The sequence below is a fragment of the Wolbachia endosymbiont (group B) of Horisme vitalbata genome, from assembly GCF_964028625.1.
In the GTDB taxonomy this organism is placed as follows: Bacteria; Pseudomonadota; Alphaproteobacteria; order Rickettsiales; family Anaplasmataceae; genus Wolbachia.
The window spans coordinates 1,497,537-1,514,242 of the sequence record NZ_OZ034797.1 but is presented as its reverse complement, the minus strand read 5'-3'; the positions used below and the strand labels follow the sequence as shown (position 1 = coordinate 1,514,242).

Annotated in this window: 10 protein-coding genes and 2 pseudogenes; 4 read left to right on the top strand and 8 right to left on the bottom strand. The window is 33.5% G+C overall.

The genetic code is table 11. The annotated features are described in order from the left end of the window. The first annotated feature begins 67 nt into the window (after positions 1-67). Both ABWU56_RS07260 and ABWU56_RS07255 read left to right on the top strand, forming a co-directional pair. The gene (locus tag ABWU56_RS07260) at positions 68-3,691 is read left to right on the top strand and encodes an ankyrin repeat domain-containing protein (RefSeq protein WP_264704547.1); all 3,624 of its coding nucleotides are present in this window, start codon (positions 68-70) and stop codon (positions 3,689-3,691) included. Positions 3,692-3,985: 294 nt separating this feature from the next. Beyond that, positions 3,986-5,731 (top strand): type I secretion system permease/ATPase, encoded by a 1,746-nt coding sequence (locus ABWU56_RS07255; RefSeq protein ID WP_353281473.1) that lies wholly within the window; start codon positions 3,986-3,988, stop codon positions 5,729-5,731. 84 nt (positions 5,732-5,815) lie between these two features. On the opposite strand, the gene ABWU56_RS07250 is transcribed toward ABWU56_RS07255, so the two are convergent. The 3 genes from ABWU56_RS07250 to ABWU56_RS07240 form a co-directional block, all read right to left on the bottom strand. Beyond that, on the bottom strand, positions 5,816-6,577 hold the full coding sequence (locus tag ABWU56_RS07250; RefSeq protein WP_010403294.1) for a hypothetical protein: 762 nt from the start codon (positions 6,575-6,577) through the stop codon (positions 5,816-5,818). A gap of 57 nt (positions 6,578-6,634) precedes the next feature. Further along, on the bottom strand, positions 6,635-7,897 hold the full coding sequence (locus ABWU56_RS07245; protein WP_353281471.1) for a pyruvate dehydrogenase complex dihydrolipoamide acetyltransferase: 1,263 nt from the start codon (positions 7,895-7,897) through the stop codon (positions 6,635-6,637). Between the two features lie 284 nt (positions 7,898-8,181). Continuing rightward, on the bottom strand, positions 8,182-8,676 hold the full coding sequence (locus ABWU56_RS07240) for a hypothetical protein (RefSeq protein WP_010403296.1): 495 nt from the start codon (positions 8,674-8,676) through the stop codon (positions 8,182-8,184). Positions 8,677-8,912: 236 nt separating this feature from the next. Between ABWU56_RS07240 and ABWU56_RS07510 the strand changes: the two are divergent. Then, positions 8,913-9,783: pseudogene (locus ABWU56_RS07510) on the top strand (hypothetical protein). A 124-nt stretch (positions 9,784-9,907) separates the two neighbouring features. Here the strand turns inward: ABWU56_RS07510 and ftsH are convergent. The 5 genes and pseudogenes from ftsH to ABWU56_RS07205 all read right to left on the bottom strand — a co-directional run bounded on the left by ftsH (position 9,908) and on the right by ABWU56_RS07205 (position 15,012). Then, a complete protein-coding gene (ftsH, locus tag ABWU56_RS07225) occupies positions 9,908-11,737 on the bottom strand; it encodes an ATP-dependent zinc metalloprotease FtsH (RefSeq protein ID WP_265041821.1) in 1,830 nt (609 codons plus the stop codon). A 12-nt stretch (positions 11,738-11,749) separates the two neighbouring features. Beyond that, a pseudogene (locus ABWU56_RS07220) lies at positions 11,750-11,899 on the bottom strand (tRNA(Ile)-lysidine synthetase); the annotation flags it as partial. Positions 11,900-11,956: 57 nt separating this feature from the next. Continuing rightward, on the bottom strand, positions 11,957-12,970 hold the full coding sequence (locus ABWU56_RS07215) for an ATP-binding protein (RefSeq protein ID WP_353281465.1): 1,014 nt from the start codon (positions 12,968-12,970) through the stop codon (positions 11,957-11,959). Positions 12,971-13,097: 127 nt separating this feature from the next. Continuing rightward, positions 13,098-14,390 carry a tRNA lysidine(34) synthetase TilS gene (gene tilS / locus ABWU56_RS07210; RefSeq protein WP_265041825.1) on the bottom strand — a complete coding sequence of 431 codons (1,293 nt, stop codon included), beginning with the start codon at positions 14,388-14,390 and terminating at the stop codon, positions 13,098-13,100. A 142-nt stretch (positions 14,391-14,532) separates the two neighbouring features. Continuing rightward, positions 14,533-15,012: an OmpA family protein gene (locus ABWU56_RS07205; protein ID WP_007302208.1), complete on the bottom strand. Its 480-nt coding sequence runs from the start codon at positions 15,010-15,012 to the stop codon at positions 14,533-14,535. 274 nt (positions 15,013-15,286) lie between these two features. Between ABWU56_RS07205 and ABWU56_RS07200 the strand changes: the two genes are divergently transcribed. Beyond that, the gene (locus tag ABWU56_RS07200) at positions 15,287-16,705 is read left to right on the top strand and encodes a carboxypeptidase (protein WP_353281463.1); all 1,419 of its coding nucleotides are present in this window, start codon (positions 15,287-15,289) and stop codon (positions 16,703-16,705) included. The last annotated feature ends 1 nt before the right edge of the window (position 16,706 follow it).

Genomic DNA, 16,706 nt, shown 5'->3' with positions numbered 1-16,706 from the left:
TTAAAAATTACAGTGGTATCTACTAAAGCCTTATTCACTACCGGCATTATTATTTATGAGGTACAGTATGTTCAAAAATAAATTTGACACAGTTACTAATGTTTTCAAAGCTAAATCTAGTACAAGCGCAAAGACACTCAGGTCGGGTTTATTTGTTTCGGTAAACGTTGGTATGGCCAAAGCAATTAGTAATATAGACCTCTCTTCATTACAAGGCAATTCAGAAGATAAAGTCAATAAGCAAGACCTAATAATCATATATGATTATATTAACAAAGTAACTCAAGAAGAAAACTATAATATATGTACTAATAATCTTGATTATATAAAAAGCAGGATTTTAGAAGAAAATATAAGTGATTCATTAGCTGAAAAATTTTGTCAAGATGGATGGAATATAATAAGTAATGATGGTTCTTCGCTATTAACAGTGGCTATTGAAAGAATTAGGGAAAGACAACAAAAGAAAAATAGGGATTGTGATATTAAAATGGCTGTATCTCTAATTCTTGGTATGAAGAAAGAATTGATTACAAAACTGGAGAATTTTGCAGATAGTAATGATAAAACACTTCTACATTATTTAGCTGAGTTGGGTAAAGAAGATATTTTACGTTTTGTGATAGAAAATTCTAATTTTGACATTGAAGAAGCATTAAGGAATAAAGATAGAGATGGCAAAACACCACTACACTATGCGGCTAAATCTGGTAATAAAGAATGCTTGAAAATTCTCATAGAAAATGAAGCAGATTTTAGTTGCACTACCAATAATAAAACTGAGTTACACTATGCTGCCAGAAGCGGAAGTCCTAACCTCCTAGAATATTTAAAAGAAATATTGACAGCAAAAGGAATTTTTGATAAGGAGAAAATTAAAACAGATAAATATGGAAATAACGCATTACACTATGCTGTGCAATCTGGAAATGCTGAGTGCATAAAATTCTTCATTGATAATCAAGTACAATTTTTAAAAAATAAATATAATGAGAATCCTTTTCATAAGATTGCAGGTAACTCAGAAACTCAAGAAAATGCCATAAATTTTCTTATAAAGCATCTAGAATTTTTAGGTAGACCAAACAGTAAAATTGATCAAGAAAATGTAGATGGTAACACCCCATTGCATATAGCTGCAAAACATGGAAATAAACAGCTAATAGAATTGTTTATTAAATCAGGTGCAAAAATTGTTCAGAATAAACAAGGTAACACCCCCTTACATATTGCTATTATACATGGTAATACATATTGTATAGAGCTATTTTATGAAAATATAGGAAATAGCATACTTCAATCCAAAGGTGAGTATGGAAGAGATCTTGTACATTTAGCTGCAATGTACGGGAAGTATGATTGTCTAACATTTTTACTCAATAAATTTCCTGATTACGATTTAAGTACAGAAACACGCAAAGGAAATATGGCCCTACACTTAGCTCTATCGAGTAATACAGAAACAGAACTAAGAAAAAAATGTGTGAGTCTATTAATAGACAGAAGCATGCAAGTAAATAAGAGTAATAATGAAGGAAACACCCCTTTACATTTTGCTGCCCAACTTGATTTATCGTTTTTAAGCATGATAGAAAAAAAGTTGGAAGAGAAGAAATTTGACGTTTATCAAGAGGTTTTGCGTGAGAATAGCAACGGTGACACCGTCTTTCATATGGCAGCACGTGTTGGTAATAAATCATGCCTTGAGCACCTTTTTAAAAAAGAGAGAGTGGGAGAAATATTAAGTAAGAAAAATAAGGATGGACAAACTTTACTACACTTATCTATCCTCAGTGGAAGAGTAGAATGCGTTAAGTATTTGGTAAAAAAAAGCCCAAAGGGTATTTTTTTAGAACAAGATACACAAAAAAAGTTGTTATTTGCAGCTATTTTGAGCGGCAATAAGGAATGTCTTGAATTTGTGTCAAAAGAACTTGTAGGTAAAAAGGTGGCTGCTAACATCAAAGTGTTATATGATGAAAATGACAATACACCGTTACACATGGCTGCTCTTGCCGACGACATAGGATTCTCTCAGTATGTTATTGAAAGTATTGCTAAGTCAATTATTAGGAACACAGTACCACTTTTTAACACAAACAGTCAAGGGCTTATACCTCTACATTTAGCTGCCATGAGCCTTAATGCTGAGTTAATAGAATATTTTATGACAGATAATCATTACCCCTATAATAAGAAAATGTTAAATGTTGTATCTAAATCTGGAAGAACAGCATTACACTATCTTGTAATGAGTGATAATGATTTTGAAAAAACTATAAATGAGGATTTTAAGCAAGGTCAATTTTTGAAAAAGTTGGTTTTAGAAAAGCGTAAACAAAATGAGCGCTTAAGGGAAAAAGCTATTAAAGCCTTATTCTACCTAACAATCAGCACCGGAGAGAAAACTGTAAATAAGAAGATAAATTTTGATATAAAGGATAATGCAAAAAAAACAGCTTTAGATTATGCTTTTAAACATGGCGACACAAATATCTTGAGGTTATTTTTAGATTTCTTTTATGAAATAAGGGAAAACAAAAAAAGGAAATATGATAGACTTAATATGGAAGATCAAGAAAGAAGCAAAAAGCTTCTAGACTACTATAATCTGGCCATGTCAATATCAAGTGTGATTATTTCTGTTTGCGTTAAGTATAATAATGCAGAACCTGAAAAGGAAGAAATTCTTACCTGGATTTCCATTGCATTTTCTTCGATATCATTTTTACTTATCTTATACAACTTAGTGATTGGCCTTCAAAAAGAACCTGTTAAACGTAAGATAGAAAACTATACTGAAAAAATGAACAGAATTGAAGAGGTTACAGGAAAGTTAGCTAAGACAAAAGTAGGGGATCATGATTTGGAGGAATACAACTCAATATTGGAACTATTAATAAAGAATGCAGAAGATATTTCACGATTGGAAAATGAACTTTACAAGTTTACGCATGAAACTAGATTAGAGAGTAAAGACAAACTCAATATTTCTCCTCAGAAAATGAGTAGGGGTGGTAGTGCAGTACCATGTTCGAATAATTCTTTAGAAGGTAGAAAAAGTTCACCTGTTTTGAATGATTTAACAGCAAAACTTAGTCTGTTTTCAAGACGCAACAGTAGAGTACAAAATACAATGGACAAGTTAGATAATCCATCATGTGTAATTACTATAAATGAGCATCCAGAAATTAAACCAAAAGCTCCGAAAAACAAATTCAAGAATGTTGCAACCAAGCTAAAAATAGGCAATATCTTTAGTAAGAAAAAAGAAGATCTTATTGCTTCATCAAGCTTATCAGAAGGTGCTAATCAAGAGAATATTACAAAAATGAATGAAGAAAACTGTGGGTTGATAAAACGATTTGGTGATACCAATGGGTATTCAACATTTTCGACTCCTTTTAATCCAAGCGGTTCAACCTCAAGAGAAGAGTGTGGTAACAATCATAGTGCAGCGCGTCATGTGAGTTATGGTAGTGCAAATAATTCTGTGAGTGATAAGGAAGTTAGTAAATCTCCATCTCTAATACTTTCTAACTTTGAGGAGGGGATTACTGTTGACTGTTTTAAATTCGAAAGATATAGACCAAGGTTATATTCAAGTCCATCTTGTGTGAGAAAAAGAGCAATTACAGCTAGATCATTGGAATATGTAATACTTCCTGATCATATAGAAAGAGGAAAATAGATGCAGATTGTAATCACTGACTCTGATAGCATCAACTTTCAGAGGAGTGATAGTAAGCATTATAGTAAACTGTCATTGAGTAGTAGATAAGGAAAACATAGAACAATTGGCAAGGCTATCGTATAAGATTATAGTAGAGAAGGAATTAGATAGTCTTGCTATAAAAAAGTTTATGTTTTCCTATTCGCATATGTTAACATTTTATTATATTAACGATAGGGTAAGGCAATAGCTGTTAATACTTTTGAAATAAAAGTTATATATGGTGCATATAGTTAAGTTAAAAGGAAGATTGTGGAAATTACTCCATCAATAAAAAAAGAATTAAAGCAAAGTATACTATACACTTGTCTAGAGAAATGCAAGAGTGCGTTTTGGTTCATTTTCTGGTTTAGTTCAGGGATTAATGCGTTGATGTTATTTTTGCCACTCTATACTTCTCAGGTACTTGATCGAGTGATATCGAGCGAGAGTGTATCAACATTAGTTATGCTGACGATTATTACTTTATCTGCGTTTGCATGTTCTGCAATGCTTGAAACTTGTCGATATTTAGCCATGGCAAAAATTGGCGACTGGATTGATAAAACTGCAACACCAGACCTAATAGTAAGGTCAATTAGGCTAACATCAGTGCAGAGCTCAACTTCCAGCGGTGAAGCAATACGAGATCTTGGGGTAATAAAAAATTTCATTACAGGAAATGGTATATTTTCACTATTTGATACTCCATGGTCGTTAATTTACCTTGTTTTCATCTTTATGATACATACCTCTACAGGGTTTATAGCTATTGCCGGAATTATTATATTAGTTTCAATGGCAGTATGGAATGAACTTGCTACTAAGCGTATATTGAGAGAAACCAATGAAGAAACTATACGTAATATTAATGCTATAGATGTTGCAACACGAAATGCAGAGGTGGTTGAAGCTATGGGTATGTCAGAATTTATAGTTTCTGATTGGTGTAAACGGAATGATCAAAATCGTGCAATGCAAGTTACAGCGCAGAATCGTTCTAATGTGATTACTGGGATTACTAAGTTTTTACGCTCGACTCTCCAAATTTCAGTAATTGGAACAGGTGCATTACTCGCAATCACAGCTCACAAAACTGCTGGTAGTATCATTGCTGCCTCAATTTTGATGGGTAGAGTATTGGCTCCATTTGATGCAGCAGTTCATACTTGGAAATTTTTAAATCAAGCCAAAATGTCATATGGCAGGCTGCAAAGACTTATCCTAACATCACCAAAAAGAGAGCAAACTATGGCTCTACCAGAGCCTGAAGGGAAGTTGGAATTTGATAGAGTATTCTTTACTCCTTATGGGAGTAATAAGCCAACAGTAAAAGGAATATCATTTTTAATAGAACCAGGGGATGTAGTTGGTGTTATTGGCGCAAGCGCTTCTGGTAAGTCCACCATTGCCAAGCTAATTGTTGGTGTATGGAAACCCATATCTGGTGTAGTCAGACTAGATGGTGCTGATGTATACACTTGGAATCGAGAAAATTTTGGTAATTATGTTGGCTACTTACCTCAAGATATTGAGTTGTTCAACACTAGTGTTAAAGCTAATATTGCTCGAATGAGACCAGACCCAAATCCTGAAGAAATAATCAAAGCAGCAAAAACTGCAGGAATACATGAATTAATACTGAGCTTACCAAATGGGTATGATACAACAATAGGAGGACCTGGAGGAGTAATACTCTCTGGTGGCCAAAAACAGCTTCTTGGACTTGCAAGGGCTTTTTATGGTAATACTAAGCTTTTAGTGCTTGATGAACCGAATGCTAACTTAGACAGTAATGGAGAGGAGCGCTTGATTAATGCAATCAATGTTGCAAGAAAGCAAAATACTACCACTGTTATCATCACTCATAAGCTACCGTTACTATCCGTAGTTGATAAAGTGATTATCATGTCAGATGGTGTTATTTATGATATGGGACCAAAAGATGAGATTTTGAGCAGATTAGTTGCTCCATCACCAGATGCCACAGAAGATAAACGTTCTTCAGCAAGTGGTTAAGAAAGAGAGAGGCTGTCACACTTCTCTTTCTCTTATAGAGTACTATATGCACAGTTTATAAAATCTTAAGCAATTGTTAAATGATTAGCCGCGGAACCTATTTGCTAATTCTCTCACATTGACCTTAGACATTTCTGATATAGGCTCTTGTGTATATGAGACATCAGATTTAACGCCTTTTTTGTCATGACCTTTAGTAATAGAACATACTACAGTATCAGCCTTTACATGCTTAACACTTGGATCTGATTGAAACCCATGCTTTCTTTCCATTTGTGCTTCAAGCTTACTGCTATCATGTGTAACCCTACACCTTTCTAGATTACGGTCACGTTTGTCAGGAGCTACATATCCATCTATATCACTACATAAGAACGGGCGCACTTTGAACCTGTCTGAACTAACACCATTTTCAACACTTGCAGAATTATGAGCTTTTCTATTATTGCGCATTTTATCTACAGCTTCCTTTATTTTTTCTTTTGATGGTTTTGGCAGCAGTGCTGGCTTATATGCACATGCTGGTAGTTCTGGAAATGAGTCCTCCTGAAACAGCAAATGACTTTGGTTTCTCTTACTATCTGATTCTTCAATATTCTTTATTGGTGTCTTGAAAGAGTTTTCATTTTTCTTTCTTAGATCTAACTCATTTAATCCGCTTCCAACATTATTTTTTCTTGTTGTAGTGTGAATAACACCTGGAAGTTTCACTTCATACTTAAATTTTTTACCAATGGTATCTATTGACTCATTAGATGAGGAATCTATTTGAAACCTATCGTTTGAAAATTTTGATTTTGTAGCATCAAAAGATATACTACGTTTTTCTATCTTTTTATCAGTCATATTTTACCTCTAAACCTATTAACTAACAAAAGTATAAACTAAGAGGTATTAATTTTATTATAATAATAAAGGCTCAAGAAGCATCACCGTAGGGTTTTCTATATAGTACTTAAAGGCATTTAAAAATTTTGCTCCGAGTGCTCCATCAACTGCTCTGTGGTCAACAGAGAGAGTAACTGTCATTACCTCTGCTATCTTTATTTTTTCACTTATGACAACTGGTTGTTTTTTAGATGCGCCGACAGCCATAATGCAAGACTGTGGTGGATTGATTATAGCACTGAAAGTTTTTATACCAAACATGCCTAAATTAGAAATGGTAAACCCTCCTCCTTGAAATTCTTCAGGCCTTAATTTTCCAGATCGTGCTCTATTTACTAAATCTTTCACTTCTTTTGATATAGATAAAACACTTTTTTCATCAGCATTTTTTACTATAGGAGTAATAAGTCCATCCTCAAGCGCTACAGCAATTGAGATATCTATATTTGAATATTTTACTATCTTAGTATCTATCCACGATGAGTTTATGTCAGGAAATTTTTTCATGCTGAAAGCCACAGCTTTTATAATTAAGTCATTAATTGTTACTTTATTGTTCTCATTTGCTGAATTAACCTCATTTTTGAGCGATATTAGCTTATCAACGTGGCAGTCTACAGTTAAATAAAAGTGTGGAATATTTTGCTTAGATTCAACTAGGCGCTTCGCTATCACTTGGCGCATATTACTTACTTCAACTGTTGTATTTTCCTCAAATCTCTCATAGCTTTTAGTTTGATCTAAAAATTCTAATACATCAGCTTTGATGATACGACCATATGGACCTGTACCTTTTAATCGCTTTATATCAACACCTTCATTTTGAGCTATTTTTTTAGCTAAGGGGCTTACTTTTATTCTATTTTCTGTTGCTCTATCCTCTTTTTTAGATCCCAGTGTCACGCACTTGGATGACATTGAAGAGCTAGATGAAATCGAAGGGTTGGATGATACTGAAAAATCGGCTTCAACCTCCTTCTCAACCTTGGTATTGATGGCAGAAGCTAAATCAAGTGCGCTTTTATCTTCCCCTTCCTCTAACATTAGAGCTATCAGTTGATTTACAGGCACACCACTTGTTCCTTCCGACACTAAAATTTTTGCTAAAACTCCTTCATCGACAGATTCAAACTCCATTATGGCTTTATCAGTCTCAATTTCAGCGATTACATCACCTATTTCAACTTTATCTTGTTCTTTTTTACACCACTTTACAATTTTCCCTCCAGTTTTACTCATTGTTGGGGAAAGAGCGGGCATCAATATTTCTATAGGCATTTATTCTGCATTAAAAGATCTATTTAATTTTTAATTTACTCTTTACCCTATGTCAATCTAATCGTAAATCATGATACTTATATCATCCTAGTACGTGATGCTGGAATCTTGGTTGACTACTGTTATCCTACTATTTCTATTGCTTAGTCCTAGACAGAGTACAAATAGTAAGATCATCATGAAAATAGACGAATCTGTTATAATGGAAATAGAAAAATGTAGTGCTTACTATCCTCTCACAAACATATAGCTTGGGTACAGAAAAAATTTATATGAGGAGCTGGTTAAATTGATAAAAGATCAGAATTAATAGTAGTTTCCGAATCTTCTGTAGCAGGCTCTTCATGTGAAGCAGAGGACAGACTAACTTCTTTATCCTCTGTTCTCTGTATAGAACTACCACAAAAACTCCTTAACATCTCTTCAGCAGATGAATTTAAAATCTGTATAATAGACTTTTCACTTTGTTCTTTCAGCGATTGATCCATCTTAGAAATCAACTCGGAAAATTCACTACCTTCTTTTCTAGCTTCACTTTCTATCTTATTTTTTATGCTTTCTATATTACTTTGGTTAATTTCTTCTTTCGTTATGTTAAATGAATTAGCAATACCTTGATACTTAATCTCACAATCGCCACAGCCAACTATGCAAAGAGCAATAGAATCGGATATTTCACCTGCAGCCGAATTATGGATAGTGTAAGCTAAGCAATTGTCATGATATTTAATGCCAAGCTGTTGCTCTATCAATTCAGAAATTTCATTTTTTAAAGACATAAAGTACCTCCTTCTTACATTACTGTACCTTCTGATTAAAGTACAACAGCTGCTCCTAAATAGCAATCCATATATGGTTTACTTTAATAAATTATTAAAGTAAGAAGCTTTTACATCCTAAAACATAACTGAGATAAGCCAATGTAAAAAAATTTTTAAACGAGAATTATTGTATATATATTACTTATTTGGTAAAATTATTTTGGCAAAATAGCATATAAAAGTTGAGGCTAATTATGAATATTAAAGAACGAAAGGATTTACAACAGGAGTTATTAGGAATTGTTTTCAATATACTCATAGAAAGTGAAGATAGCGCCATAGAAGCTATGGAAACAAGAGCAGTAGAGATAATTAAAAAACTAAAGGAACACATTAATGATTATATAGAGTATGGTGGTCAAAAAAAGCCAATTTTAGATTGGGTTATTGTTTGTGATTCTCAGAATAATGTCAGACTAAATAACAAGTCGCTATTAAAATTTGAGAAGGCAATTAAGGATATTGGAGGAAGAGCACCGCTAAATGAAATAAAAAGTACAATAAGGTTATTAGTAGAACAAGCACAGCTAAATCATGTTAGAATTAGAGGTGAGAGAGAAGTACCACTAAACCTCTTTGAGGAAAACATAATAATGAGAGAGCGAAGAAGGGCAAGAGAACAACAAATGCGGCCAAATTTTATTAGAGTAAAGAGAAGCGTCATTGAATCTCTTTGGAAACAGGGATGAAAATGTAATAATGAGAGGACAAATGAGGTCACGCTATATTAGGCGTATTAGACGTGAAAGAGAAGTACCACTTAGTTCAAAAATAGGAGAATTAATTGGTGTAGTTTCATCCATAATTGTAGGTGCTTTCATTGGTATAATGGTTGGTATGGTCATTGCTGGTTTATGTATTGAGCTTTGTGTAATCACCACTGCAGAACCGATTCTTCTCATCATGGGTGCTACTGCTGTTATAGGAGCTATTGTAGCAGGAACTGCTCCTGTATTAAAGCTAATAGAGATGTTTAAAGGTCAAGAACCTAATCTTTCTCCTAGTAGCGGTCTGGAAAGCTCTAATACTGAACATACTTATTTAAATAGGCAAAGAGTTATTTAGAAAAAAATTGGAAGAATGTTCAAAAAAGTCCATTTATAAAATACATCGGCTTAACTATGATCTTATAACTTAAGCTAATTAATTAAAAATTTTTGTTTTAGCGGTTAAATAAAGCCAGATCTTATTAGAGAGAGGATCTTCTTATCTCTTCTTTACCTTCATTTTCACTTCTAACAATTTTTTTTCCACTTAATATGTCTCTTATTTCATCTCCTGTTAAAGTTTCAAACTCCAGTAGATTTTCAGCAATGAGCTCCAAGTCTTTCCTACGCTTGGTTAAAATGTCTTTTGCTTTTTCATAGCAAGAAAATACGACTTTCTTTACTTCCTCATCTATAAGTCTTAACGTATCTTCAGAAATTGTCTCAGAATCATGTGTGATTTGTTCGCGATTATGATAGATCGGACCTATTTTGTCGCTCATTCCCCACTTTGTCACCATAGAACGTGATAAATCTGATGCTAGTTTTATATCTGAAGATGCACCGCTTGTGACTTTATCATAGCCAAAAATTAGCTCTTCTGCCACACGTCCACCCATTGCAACAGTTATATCTGCTAGCATCTTTTCTCTTGTGAGGGACACTCTATCTGTTTCTGGTAGTCTCATAACTAAACCGAGTGCTCTACCACGTGGAATAATTGTTGCTTTGTGTATAGGATCAGAAGCAGGCATATTAACTGAAACTACTGCATGACCAGCTTCATGGTAAGCAGTAAGCTTTTTTTCTTCTTCTGTAATGACTAAGGACCTTCTTTCCATGCCCATCATCACTTTATCACGTGCATACTCAAAATCATCCATGGTAACAATTTTCTTATTTCTTCTTGCAGCAATAAGCGCAGACTCATTCACTAAATTTGCTAGATCAGCCCCTGAAAAACCTGGCGTTCCCCTCGCAACTGTTTTTACGTTTACATCTGGTGCTATCGATATTTTCTTTATATGCGTATTTAATATTCTCTCACGCCCATTTATATCAGGTAAAGAAATAGTAATCTGTCGGTCAAAACGACCAGGTCTAAGTAGTGCTGGATCTAGGACGTCTGGACGGTTAGTTGCAGCAATTATTATCACACCTTCATTAGACTCGAAACCATCCATCTCAACCAGTAACTGGTTTAATGTTTGTTCCCTTTCGTCGTTACCGCCACCAAGACCGATGCCGCGATGCCTACCTACTGCATCTATTTCGTCTATGAAAATTATACAAGGAGCATTTTTCTTACCTTGATCAAACATATCCCGGACACGGCTTGCACCAACACCGACAAACATTTCAACGAAATCAGATCCAGAAATACTAAAAAACGGTACATTAGCTTCACCTGCAATTGCACGAGCAAGTAGAGTTTTACCAGTTCCAGGGGAACCAATTAAAAGGCATCCTTTTGGTATCTTCCCACCTAACACTTGAAATTTTTGCCTTTGTTTAAGAAAATCAACAATTTCAACCAACTCTTCTTTTGCTTCATCAATCCCAGCAACATCATCAAATGTCACTTTTTTTCCAGTAGTCATAAGCCTAGCTTTTGATTTGCCAAAGCTTATAGTTCTATTACCTCCTGCTTGCGTTTGTTTAAAAAGGAAAAGTAATAAACCGATAAAGATAAGGGTCGGAACCCATTGAATAAGTAATCCACCAATTATACCTATTGCAGAGTCTCCAATTGAAAAGGAGAACTTCACTTTCCTATCATGCAAACTTTTTATTAAGTCACTATATATAACACCACTTGAGTTAAAGGCTGACCCATCCCTAAACTTCCCTTCGATGCTTTGGTTTCTTATTGTAATATTTTCTATATCATTATCTTCTAGTCTAGTTAAAAATTCTGAAAAAGGTATGGTTGTTTTACTCTTACCTATACTTCCGCTAAATTGAATATAAGCAACTGAAATAAGAACAATAATCACTAACCAGATCAATAAGCCTTCTAAAAATTTTTTCATTTACATTTCTAATTAAATACTAATCAAGCTTACCAAATTTTGTTTTATCGTGCTATTAATAATGCATCGAATCTTATCATCACCGTATTTCTCCGTTGTAATTTACATCAGGATAAGCAACCACCTTTCCATTTTTTTCACTGTTGGAAAAGAGTAGTAAACTTTAGAAAAATAATTACAAATTTAAAAAATTGTTTTTCACTGCAATAAGTATATGTGTTATGTACTGGTAAGATGCTGCTGCATATAATTTTCTACAGTAGGTTGTAGTAATGCACTTATTACATTATTACCTGTATTGCTCGCTTTTCTATTCTTGAATTTTTTATGTGTACTATTAAACTCTTCAAGTGCTTTTGTAAAATCACCCATGCTAACAACAGGTTCTTCCATTTTTTGCTCTTGAGTACGCCTTACAGTATTATGCTTGGCCTCATTTACTAAATTAGATAACTCAGCACCTGAATAGCCTTCAGTTTTTTCTGCAATTTCTTTAAGGTTTAGATCTGATCCAACTGGCACATTCTTCATATAAAGATCTAATATCTTTTCTCGTGAGCCCAATTCTGGTAGGCGAATATAGATATGCTTAGAAAAACGGCCAGGCCTAAGAAGCGCTTCATCTAAAACTTCACGACGATTAGTTGCAGCAATTACTATTATACCCTTGCTAACATTAAAACCATCCATTTCAATCAATAATTGGTTTAAAGTTTTGTTATGGTCCTCGTTTATAGCTCTATTAGATTGGCTCCTAGAGTCAATACGTTCTGAACCGATAGAATCTATCTCATCTATAAAAATTACACAAGGAGCCTTTTTTCTTGCTGTTTGAAAAAGTTCTTGTATATTGTGTGCACCTTGATTAACAAATTGACCAGCAATAATAGCTCCGGAAGTGGAAAAAAACGGAAGCTTAGCTTCACCTGCAACAGTGCGAGCAAGAAGTGTTTTACCATTTCCTGGTGGACCGTGTAAAAGGTAACCTTGTGGTGGCTTAAAGCCAACTTTTTCAAACATTATTTTTGTCTCTTGTGATATAATATCACAAATCATTCGTAACTCTTCTTTTACTTCATCTGATACTATAACATCGTTAAACGTTACTTCTTGCTTACTTTGCTCAACTTCTATTACTTTAGATGGTGTCATTAAATAGATAACAAAACCTAATACAGCTGCAGTGCATATTACTGAACATGTCACTACAGCAGATGTTATAATAATAGGCATGAAGGATATAGTGGCTGCAGCAGCTTTAATTAAAAAAAAGAACATACATAAGATAAATAAAAGCAGCGATTGTTAGACATAATAAAACAAATTTAAAAAACCTTGCCCCACTCATTGTAATCCTTAATTAAACATCAATTAACTTTAGCAAATTTTCCTTTATTATGCTAGTGATAAAATATTTAATCTCATCATCACCAATATGCTTGCTATCATGTTTTATACATGGATAAGCAAGCATCTTTCCATCTTTTTGTACTGTAGGCAAAGAATAGTAAACTTCAGAGCAATAATCATAATTTTTTAGAAATTCAGGGATTTTTTGTGTTTTTTTTAGCGGAGCAATAGTTACTGAACACTCCTGATCTCCAAATATTGTGCAGCTAAACCTGTTATCCCATTCAATAGAACCATTTAATGGTAAGTGTACAGTAATTTCCTGTATATTTGACGATTCTCTCATTATCAAAATACTTTCTCCATATTTTCTTATTTTGCATCCATAGAGTGTGCAATTAACATCACTATTTTGTTGCAATATTCTATTAAATATTGCGATAAGGCTACGGCACCTTGGTTTATAGTGCTTGTTGACAATTGCCATTATAGAATAAAGAAGAAGCCTTAAAGCTATTTCCTCTGGCAGTTTATAAAGTTCATCTAGTTTAATTTCAATATAACCAAGATCATGAATATTAACGCAGTCATTAAGTGCAAGGCGTGTGTAGTGCATCAACGCTTTTGCAGCTCTTTTCATATGAAGGGCTGTGAGGCATATTCGCTCTGTTAAAATCTCTTGATTGTCACTTGCTTTAAGTAAGTTACGGTATAAAGTTCGTCTGTATTTTAAGTCATAATTGCTTCTATCTTCGATCCATTTTAACCGGTGAAGATTAGCGTACTTTTCTATTTCACTACGACTAAAATTTAACAACGGCCTAAATATATAAATACCATTTAAGAAAGATTTGTAATCCATTGATGATAATCCATCTACTCCACTACCTCGCTCCAATCTTAATAAGAACGTTTCTGCTTGATCATCTTTGTGATGAGCAACGAGCAAACATTTAACATTATTGTTTTTACACCACTCTGCTAGTAACTTATATCGTGCTTTTCGTGCCTGTAACTGAATATTACCTTTAATATTTTGCTTCTCCCAATTTAATATGAACGATTCCTTTGCTCCAAGTTCTTTTGCATAACTTATAACAAAATCAGCTTCTTTTTGAGACTCTGAACGTAACCCATGATTTACTGTTAATGCTATAGGAAGTGAAAGCTTGTTTTTTTTTGCCCAGTTAGTCATTAAATGCAGTAAGACTATACTATCTACACCACCTGATACTGCAACTGCGATTTGGTTATGGAAAGCAAAACTATTAGCTATATTTTGAAATAATAACTCTAATTTCATTATGTTTCTTGATGGCCAGATAGTCTCTACGTCATACAGCGACTTATTTGTGGTATATATAGATCCCGCTAACAAGCAGCGGAATTGCTCTCTTTTGTCATCCCAGTGCTTGACACTGGGATCCAGGTTTTAATGCAAGAAACTACTTCTTTATTCCAGAAAATGAAAATTCCACTCTACGATTTTTAGCATGCTCTTTTTCATATTTAGAATTTCTAGAATCATCTTTTACATTAACCAAAGGCTCAGTTTCACCTTTAGAAGCAGTTTTTATTCTATTTTCTAGATAAGGTGTACAGCTGACCATAAATTTTTTAGCTGCATCTGCTCTTCTAGCTCCTAGTGCAAGATTATACTCGTGAGAACCACGATTGTCAGTATGACCAGTTAAAGTGACCTTTGCGTCAGGATTATTTTGTAACACTTCCATCACGTCAAGTAATGCATCTGCACTCACTTCACTGATACTAGATTCATCATAACCAAAGAAAACTCTTTTATCACCTATCTGCTTAACAACAGCATTCATTTTATTTGTCGTATTTACTCCTTTTTTAGGGCAAGAACTTACACCAGTAAGCAGTAAACAAAAACAACACATTATAATCAGTCTACTCCACATCACTAAACCTCCATAAATTTAAAATATAGTGCGTAATTTTAATTTTAGTACTAATAATCCCTCTATACTAGAATAGAGTCAAGGGAAATAAAATACTAAATGTTTTCTTTACAATCTTATAATTAATTTTCTGATAAGATGCTCAATTCTTAGCAATGAAGTACAATAAAAGAATAAAAATACAATTTTTTATTGTACTTTAAGCAAATATACTTTTAACTTTATTATTAATCTATTACGATATTAAGCAGATGTTTCAAAGCAATGAATAAAAATGAGATCTTATAAGTTTTTAGAGGAAGTATTACATAAGGTAAGGAATATCGAAAACACACTAAAACTACTAAGCAAAAGCCAATTGAATGTAGAGGACAAAGTTGAACAAATGTGTCTTCTAGAGGAAATCAGACATGAAATTATCTCTCATGATGCAATAAAGGAATCATTAGCGAATGCTCTTAGGAATAAAAAGAGTGCTAATATTCAGCAGCTAAAGTTAATAGAGGGGATACACAAAAGCAGCAGTGCTATTCCTGTTGATTTAGTAAAATCTTTGTCCAAAGCTAAGATTGAATGCCAAAACTTATGGAGGCTAACTAATTCTGAAATTAGTAACTTAGCAAAGCTGAAAGAATGCTTTACTAACCTAATTAAGCTTACTCGTGAAGCAGCTTCTATAAAATCGCAGCAATTAAAGCGCTCAAACTATGAGTCATTGCTTGCTGACTATGACTCTAATATCACAGAAAAGAACATAAAGGAAATATTTCCTAAGCTAGGTAAATTTTTTAGTGAAAATGTAGAGAAAGTAACTCAAAAGCAGAAGAAGGATAAGGTTACTAATATACAAAAAGTTACGGTTCAGAGACAGATTGAACTTGGTTCCTTATTCTTACAGCAAATGAGTGTTACACCAAATGAGATTTCCATTTCTTATTACGATCCTATCGATTATGATGAATCTGACCTTTGTTATGGTTTATTTTTACTTTTACGGCATACTGGTTATGCAATTCATCAAAAATGTTTAGCGCAAAATTCTATAAAGAGCTCAATTACTAAACATATTATGTATGAAACTCAAGGGTTATTCATGGAAAGGATCATTGGAACATCCAGAGAATTTATTGAGTTCATTCAACCACACATAAAGGAGAAACTTTCTACAAAAGGCAAAATTAATAGTAGTGTTGAAAATTTGTATTTGATTTTCAATAAAGTAAATCTTTCATCTTTTTTGAAGAATGCGGATGAATTTAGTTTATTGGCTCACATTATGCTAAGAACTAAATTAGAACAAGATCTAATAAATGGTACGTTAGAAGTTAAAGATCTACACGATAAATGGTTGGAAGGTATGAAGCATTACAAGATTTCAGTAAAAGCTAAAAATGAGCTAGACACTTATTTTCAAGATGAGTATTGGATAAGTGGTGTTATAGGCTACTTTCCTATTAAAGTCATAGCATTAATCGCTGCTGTGCAGTTTTTTTCTTTCATTAAGAAAAATCATTACGAATTTTTAGATTCTATAGTAAAAGGAGATTTCAGTTTACTTATCGATTGGTTCTCTAAAAATGTATATAGTGCAAATTATGGCTTTTTGGAACAGCTAAAAAAGGTAACAGGTAGGGATTTAGATATTGAGTGCTACACTAGTTACTTATCTGAAAAGTATAATTTGTCTCAATAAA